The sequence below is a fragment of the Arthrobacter sp. 2MCAF14 genome, from assembly GCF_052115645.1.
Classification (GTDB): domain Bacteria; phylum Actinomycetota; class Actinomycetes; order Actinomycetales; family Micrococcaceae; genus Arthrobacter.
The window spans coordinates 1-5,804 of record NZ_JBFRHB010000077.1; the positions used below are offsets into that span (position 1 = coordinate 1).

Here is a 5,804-nt window from a genome sequence, read left to right on the forward strand (position 1 = left end):
TGACCACTTCACCCGACGCGAGCCCGCCAACGTCATGCGCCGCATCACCAAACAAGCCAACGCACTCGGCCTCACCGTCCGATTCGACCCCATCCATCAGACCGCCGCAGCAACCTGAAACCACTCACCATCCATTTTCGAGTCAGTCAACCCGAGTGCCCGTCTGCGGTCCACGACTTGTATCCGAACACTGGTAGGCCCCGCCTCTCACCGGTCATCCCGGCGTACAATCAACCCGTGGAACTCCGGCAGCTCACCTACTTCGTCGCTGTCGCCGAGGAGCTGCATTTCGGTCGAGCCGCAGAGCGGCTTCACATTGCCGGGCCGTCGCTCTCCCAGCAGATCATCAACCTCGAGCGCGAGCTCGGGACTCGGCTCCTCATCCGTGATCGCAGGCACGTCGAGTTGACGCCCGCCGGCAGCGAGTTCCTGACTGATGCCCGGGAGGTCTTGGCCGCTGCCGCACGAGCGTTCGATCGGGCTCGCAACGGCGACCGACAATTGCCGTTGCGGCTGGGCTATGTCAGTTGGCTTCCCCCAGGGATCGCGACAATGCCCAACCTTCGGATCCGTCTCGACGAGTGGGTCCTGCCATCACACACTCAGGCAGCGCGGGTGGCCGAAGGCAGCCTCGATCTCGCCATCGCGTGGATTGAGGAGGCCGACGTGGTGCGGCAGGACCTGGCCGCCGAGCTTTTAAAGTACGAGCGACTGCAAGCGGTCATGCCAGGCACGCACCACGCGGCTCGTCACGACAGTGTGCCAGCAGCCGAACTCACGGTCCTCGTCGATGTCGACGAAGCGTCCTGGGACTCGTGGAACCGCTACGCCTTGGCCCTCGCGCAGGCCAGTGGCGCGTCCGTCACACACATCGACGACGGTGGCATAACCGGACCCGCGTTCTTCGAGCACGTGGCCCGTCTGAGGCGGCCAGTGCTCCAGTCGCCCAAACGTCATGCCGCGCCGATGCCACCCACGTTGACCCGTCGGCCTGTCACGTCCCCGGTACCGCTGTGGGCTTGGGATCTGCTGCACCGCGCGGATGACACGCGGCCTATGGTTACGAGCGCGATCCGAACGTTGATCGACGGTGCCTCGGCGGCTGGGTGGCGAATACCGCCGACCGAAACCCACTGGCCCCAAACCATTGGAAAGCAAGCGTGATGGGTTTCGCACCCCTAGGACTGGATTTGGTCGTTGCCGAAAAGACCTGGCAGCCCGCCTGTATGGAGAAACACTGCTGTGCCTTCCGGTAGACGATGGTGGCGTGCTGCGCTGATTAAGCCGGCCATGGCGCGCCCGGTATATGTCGGATCGAGGATAATGCCTTCCATCCGAGCGGTCAGATGTATCGCTTCTCGTGCCGCCTCTGTGAGGTATTCGTATCCGGCGCCGACCTGCTCTTCATCAATGCGAAGCGCGCCGCTGGCAAAGCCCATCTCGTCGATGAGGCGTGCGACGGCGGCTCGCGCATCTTTGAGCGCTCCAGAGTCAACACCGAGTACGCGCTCCGCTCCGATGGCTGCGACCAGGCCAGCCATCGTCCCGCCGGAGCCTACTGCCACGGTGACGCTCCCCAGATCAGGTACCTGCTCGAGCAGCTCCATTCCCGCTTGCCGATACGCCTCCGCGCTGCGTGCGTTCGTTCCGCCGAAAGGTATCCGAAACGCGTCCCGTTCGCTCGCTAATTCTGCGGCGATGCTTTCAGTTTCCGAGGTCCCGGCGAATACAAGCTCAGCGCCCAGGATTTGATCGAGCAGAAGGTTGCCAGTGAGTTTTTCCGGGCGTGCTCCCGCAAGTACGAGTATCACGTGCATTCCAAGGCGAGCTCCCGCGGCAGCCGTGAGCCGCGCGTGATTGCTTTGCTGAGCGCCAGTGGTGACGATGACGCGCGAACCGTGCTTTACAGCGTCCGCCATCATGATTTCGAGCTTACGCACCTTGTTGCCACCGCCCGCAAGGCCCATCAGGTCATCGCGTTTGAAGACCAACCGATCTCGTGGGATGCCGAGGGCCGCAGCTAGCCTGGGTACCGCTTCTACCGGGGTCGGCCGTATAAAGAATTGCATCTTCTTTTCCATCCTTAGCTTCGTCTCAAAGGTCGCGGGAACGGGCGGACGGCGAAAGCTAGTCGGCGACGAGCCGCCGCCGAAGGGACACCGTTCCCAAAGCGAGCCCGACCGCGGCCGTCGCTAGCAGCACCGCGAGGTCCCGGCCCAGATTGTCGGTCGACTGGTAGAAAATCGCGGCCTCCAAGGCATCCACCCCGTAAAACGTCGGTGTGAAGTGCGCAATGGCCTGGATCCAATCCGGCAAGAACGCCGCAACACTGATTCCTCCGCTGAGGAAAAACAGGTAGATCGAAAGGTTGATGCCGGCCCCGGCAACGGCTGAGAAGCGCCGCAGCGCACCACCCAAAGCCGTGCCGAGCCCAGCGGCGGCCAGCGCGATCAGTCCAATCGCGGCCAGCGCCGGCAACCAAAACCAGCCGGCAGGCCGGAGGACCCCAAAGGCGAACGACAGGACCAGGACAACCGCCGCCACGAGCATGGTTGTTACCCAGCACGCCAGGATCTTGCCGGCGATCAGCGACCCGCGGCCGATCGGCGAGAGCAACAGCGCCTTGATGGTCAGGTCTTCGAACTCGCGGGCGGCGGCCAACCCGCCATTGACGATCCCCATGATCGTGAGTAGGAGCACGAGGATCGGCACGAGCTGAAACTGGACCAGGTCGACGTCGTGCGGCCTCAGGTCCGATTCGGCCACGCCGACCATGATCGGCGTGGCCGGCTGGCCGGCATAAAAGTTGGTAATGGCAGCCGGAACTGAACGGCGCAGATCGTTCGTGAAGTCGAGGTTCAGGTTGTTGATCCGCACGCTGACGGGGTCGGGCCGCTGTGCCCGGTAGTCGTCGTCGAACGTGGCGGGTACGGTAATGACCGCCGCGACTTGGAGCGTGTCCAGGAGGTGGGTGGCTTCAACGGGGTCGGCCCGTTGGACGCGGAACGCGTCCGAGCCCTCAAGGATCGAGACGAGTCGCTGGGCCTGCGGCCCGCTGTCCTCAACCACCAGTGCGACCGGGTTCCGGCCGACCGCCCCGGCCACCACAAAGATGATCAGCAGGAACGCGACAGGCGGCAGCAGGCTGGCCAGAATCGCCGACGGCGTCCGGAACCAGGTCAGGATGTCTTTCGCCGCGATGGCGAGCACCGCACGGCCGGCGGCCATCAGTGCCTCGCCCCCCGCCGGCCGAACACGAAGGCCGCGCACCCGATGGCCGCCAAGCTGAAGGCTGCCAGCACGATGGCGTCCACAGCCAGGCCTTGCGGGGCCGTCTGGTAACCGTGGAAGGCGTGCTGGAAGGCGGCGATCGCATACGTGAGAGGCGATATCGCGGCGATCCCTCCAGGGATGGCGCCCAGCCAGTTCGCCGGCCCGAACGGTCCGCTCAAGAAGAACAGAGGAAGGACGGCCGCGATGGATAAGGGGATTGCCTGTTGCCTCCGGCGGACCAGAGTCCCGACCAGGACACCGAGGGCGAGGAACGCCGCCAGAATCAGGAGTCCGAAGCCCAACACCTCGAAGGGATGGAGCGGATGGACCCCGATAAAAAGGACCACGACGGCGAGTAGCAGCAGCGCGGACGCCGCCGCGAGGACTGCGGCCCCCAGGACCTTGCCCACCCCGATGGTCAAACGGCTCACAGGCGCCAGCGCGAGTTCCTTGATGGTCCCGAGTTCGTAGTCCCGCGCGGTATTGACGCTGCCTTGCAGTTGGGATGCGAGCATCAGGCCGGCAACCATGATGCTCACGGCGAGATACGGAATGTAGCCCGTGTCCTGGGCTTGGACGTCGGATTCGCGGGCTGTCACCACCACCTGATCGGGGAAGGCGTCCGCGTAGAAGGACGTGATGGACAGGGGCACCGCCCTACGGATGTCGTTCGTGAAGTCGACGTTCAAGTTGTTGACTTCCACCGGAATCTCGATTCGCGCTCCGGCGGCGAGGGCGGCGTCGAACTCTTGTGGCACGGTCACGACGGCGACAATGCTGCCGGAGCGGATCTCCCGTTCTGCATCGGACGGCGTTGCGGTGTGGATGATGAACGAATGCGCGCCGTCCATGGCCTGGACGAAACGTTCCGCCAGCGGTCCGTGGTCATTCATCACGACGGCGATCGGTGCTTGGCCGCCGCTGATCGCGAAGAGCAGGAAGAGAAGCAAAAAGTTGATCGGGATCAGGACGCCGATGATCGCGAACAACGGCTCCCGGAGGGTGAGCCGGATGTCCGTCGCCGCCACGGCCCGGACCACACGCAGGTCACGGCGGAGGCTCATTCCCGGAGCTCCTTGCCCGTCAGGCTCAGGAAGACCTCGTCGAGGCTCGGTTCGCGGCTCTGGATTTCCTCCAGGCTCATGGATCCGACTACTTCCGTCACGACCTTGCCGGTGACGTCGGCACCACTCTCCACAGTGACCTTCAGCGAGCCGTCGGAAGCAACTGCCGAGACAACGCCGGGGAGCGCAAGGACCCTCCGAACGATGTCCTCGCCCGGAGCAGGATGTGTGCGCATTTCAAGCACCGTGTCACCGAAGCTGCGCCGCAGCTTGGATGGCGAATCGAGCGCCACCAGCCGTCCGCGGTCGATGATGGCAAGGCGATCGCACAAGACGTTGGCTTCCTCAAGGTAGTTGCTCGTGATGAGTACGGTGGTGCCATGATCCTTGAGTTCGAGGATCCGGTCCCAAAGGGCATGCCTGCTTTGTACGTCGACTCCGAGGGTCGGTTCGTCGAAGTAGAGCAGTTCGGGTTCGTGGAGGAGGGCCCGGACCAGGGCGAGGCGTCGTTTCATGCCACCGGAGAAGGTGGAAACGCGGCTCTTCCGGCGTTCCGCCAACTGCGCAAGCTCAAGTAGCGAGGTGATCTTCCTATCGAGACCATGCTTGGGCACGTCGAAGAGGTCGGCATGAAACCGGAGGTTGGCATCGGCCGTGAGTTCCTCGTAAAGCGCGTTCTCCTGCGGTACCGTCCCGAGCGAGCGCCGGATCCTGCGCGGATCCTTCAGCAGGTCGATGCCCAGGACCCTGACCGCGCCGGAGCTTGGGCGGCTGAGGCCGCTGATGATGTCGATGGTGGTCGTTTTGCCGGAGCCGTTGGGCCCGAGAAGACCGAAAATCTCCCCGCGTTCAACCTGCAGGCTGAGGTCGTCGACGGCGGTGAGGGAACCGAATCGCTTTGTCACGCCTATGAGCTCAATGGCCGTTTCAGTCATGCCTTTTCCTCCCCGAACAGCGGGAGCAGGAACGCGGTCGCGATCCGATGCGCAGACTCATTTGGCGGCGTCACGGCTCCATGATGGGGCGGTGCCGAACAAAATACAAGCGGCCCGGCTGACTCTTCGAAGTTGGTGCATGTGAACTGACTCACAAGGCTGCAACCTGCTCGCAACCCTCCCGCCCCTAGGCTGAGGCCAACGCTCCATCGACCTGCTCGCAACGGGGTCTCGCGATGGTTGGGTTTCGGCCCCGGCGCCCAAAAATAATGCTCCATTTGCTCAACACTTCAACGACGCAAGGATTTCGCCAATGACGACGACAATGCAAGCAGCCGTAGTAACTGAATTCGGTAAAGACCTTCAGATCCAGTCCCTTCCCATTCCTGTTCCAGGCCGGGGCGAAGCGCTGGTCAAGGTCATGACCACCGGGGTCTGCCACACGGACCTGCACGCCGCGGAGGGCGACTGGCCGGTCAAGCCCTCGCCGCCGTTCGTGCCCGGCCATGAAGGCGTGGGCGAAGTGGTGGCC

Annotated in this window: 6 protein-coding genes; 2 read left to right on the forward strand and 4 right to left on the reverse strand. The window is 63.8% G+C overall.

Annotated elements, in window-relative coordinates; genetic code table 11:
• Positions 1–237: 237 nt before the first annotated feature.
• Entirely contained in the window at positions 238–1,164 is a 927-nt protein-coding gene (locus tag AB4074_RS24390) for a LysR family transcriptional regulator (RefSeq protein WP_441415689.1), read from the forward strand.
• 14 nt (positions 1,165–1,178) lie between these two features.
• On the opposite strand, the gene AB4074_RS24395 is transcribed toward AB4074_RS24390, so the two are convergent.
• The 4 genes from AB4074_RS24395 to AB4074_RS24410 are packed head-to-tail and all read right to left on the reverse strand — an operon-like array spanning position 1,179 to position 5,272.
• Entirely contained in the window at positions 1,179–2,081 is a 903-nt protein-coding gene (locus AB4074_RS24395; RefSeq protein ID WP_441415690.1) for a pyridoxal-phosphate dependent enzyme, read from the reverse strand.
• Between the two features lie 46 nt (positions 2,082–2,127).
• Complete coding sequence (locus AB4074_RS24400; RefSeq protein WP_441415691.1) at positions 2,128–3,228, reverse strand: ABC transporter permease; 1,101 nt, start codon at positions 3,226–3,228, stop codon at positions 2,128–2,130.
• Entirely contained in the window at positions 3,228–4,337 is a 1,110-nt protein-coding gene (locus AB4074_RS24405) for an ABC transporter permease (protein ID WP_441415692.1), read from the reverse strand. The genes AB4074_RS24400 and AB4074_RS24405 overlap by 1 nt, the downstream gene beginning before the upstream one ends.
• Complete coding sequence (locus AB4074_RS24410; RefSeq protein ID WP_441415693.1) at positions 4,334–5,272, reverse strand: ATP-binding cassette domain-containing protein; 939 nt, start codon at positions 5,270–5,272, stop codon at positions 4,334–4,336. The genes AB4074_RS24405 and AB4074_RS24410 overlap by 4 nt, the downstream gene beginning before the upstream one ends.
• 313 nt (positions 5,273–5,585) lie before the next feature.
• Between AB4074_RS24410 and AB4074_RS24415 the strand changes: the two genes are divergently transcribed.
• Positions 5,586–5,804: alcohol dehydrogenase catalytic domain-containing protein (locus AB4074_RS24415; protein WP_441415694.1), on the forward strand; the 219-nt coding region annotated here is incomplete at its 3' end.

Coding starts and splice junctions, on each gene's coding strand:
- AB4074_RS24395 (WP_441415690.1), bottom strand. CDS start 2,081: ATGGAAAAGAAGATGCAATTCTTTATACGGCCGACCCCGGTAGAAGCG.
- AB4074_RS24400 (WP_441415691.1), bottom strand. CDS start 3,228: ATGGCCGCCGGCCGTGCGGTGCTCGCCATCGCGGCGAAAGACATCCTG.
- AB4074_RS24405 (WP_441415692.1), bottom strand. CDS start 4,337: ATGAGCCTCCGCCGTGACCTGCGTGTGGTCCGGGCCGTGGCGGCGACG.
- AB4074_RS24410 (WP_441415693.1), bottom strand. CDS start 5,272: ATGACTGAAACGGCCATTGAGCTCATAGGCGTGACAAAGCGATTCGGT.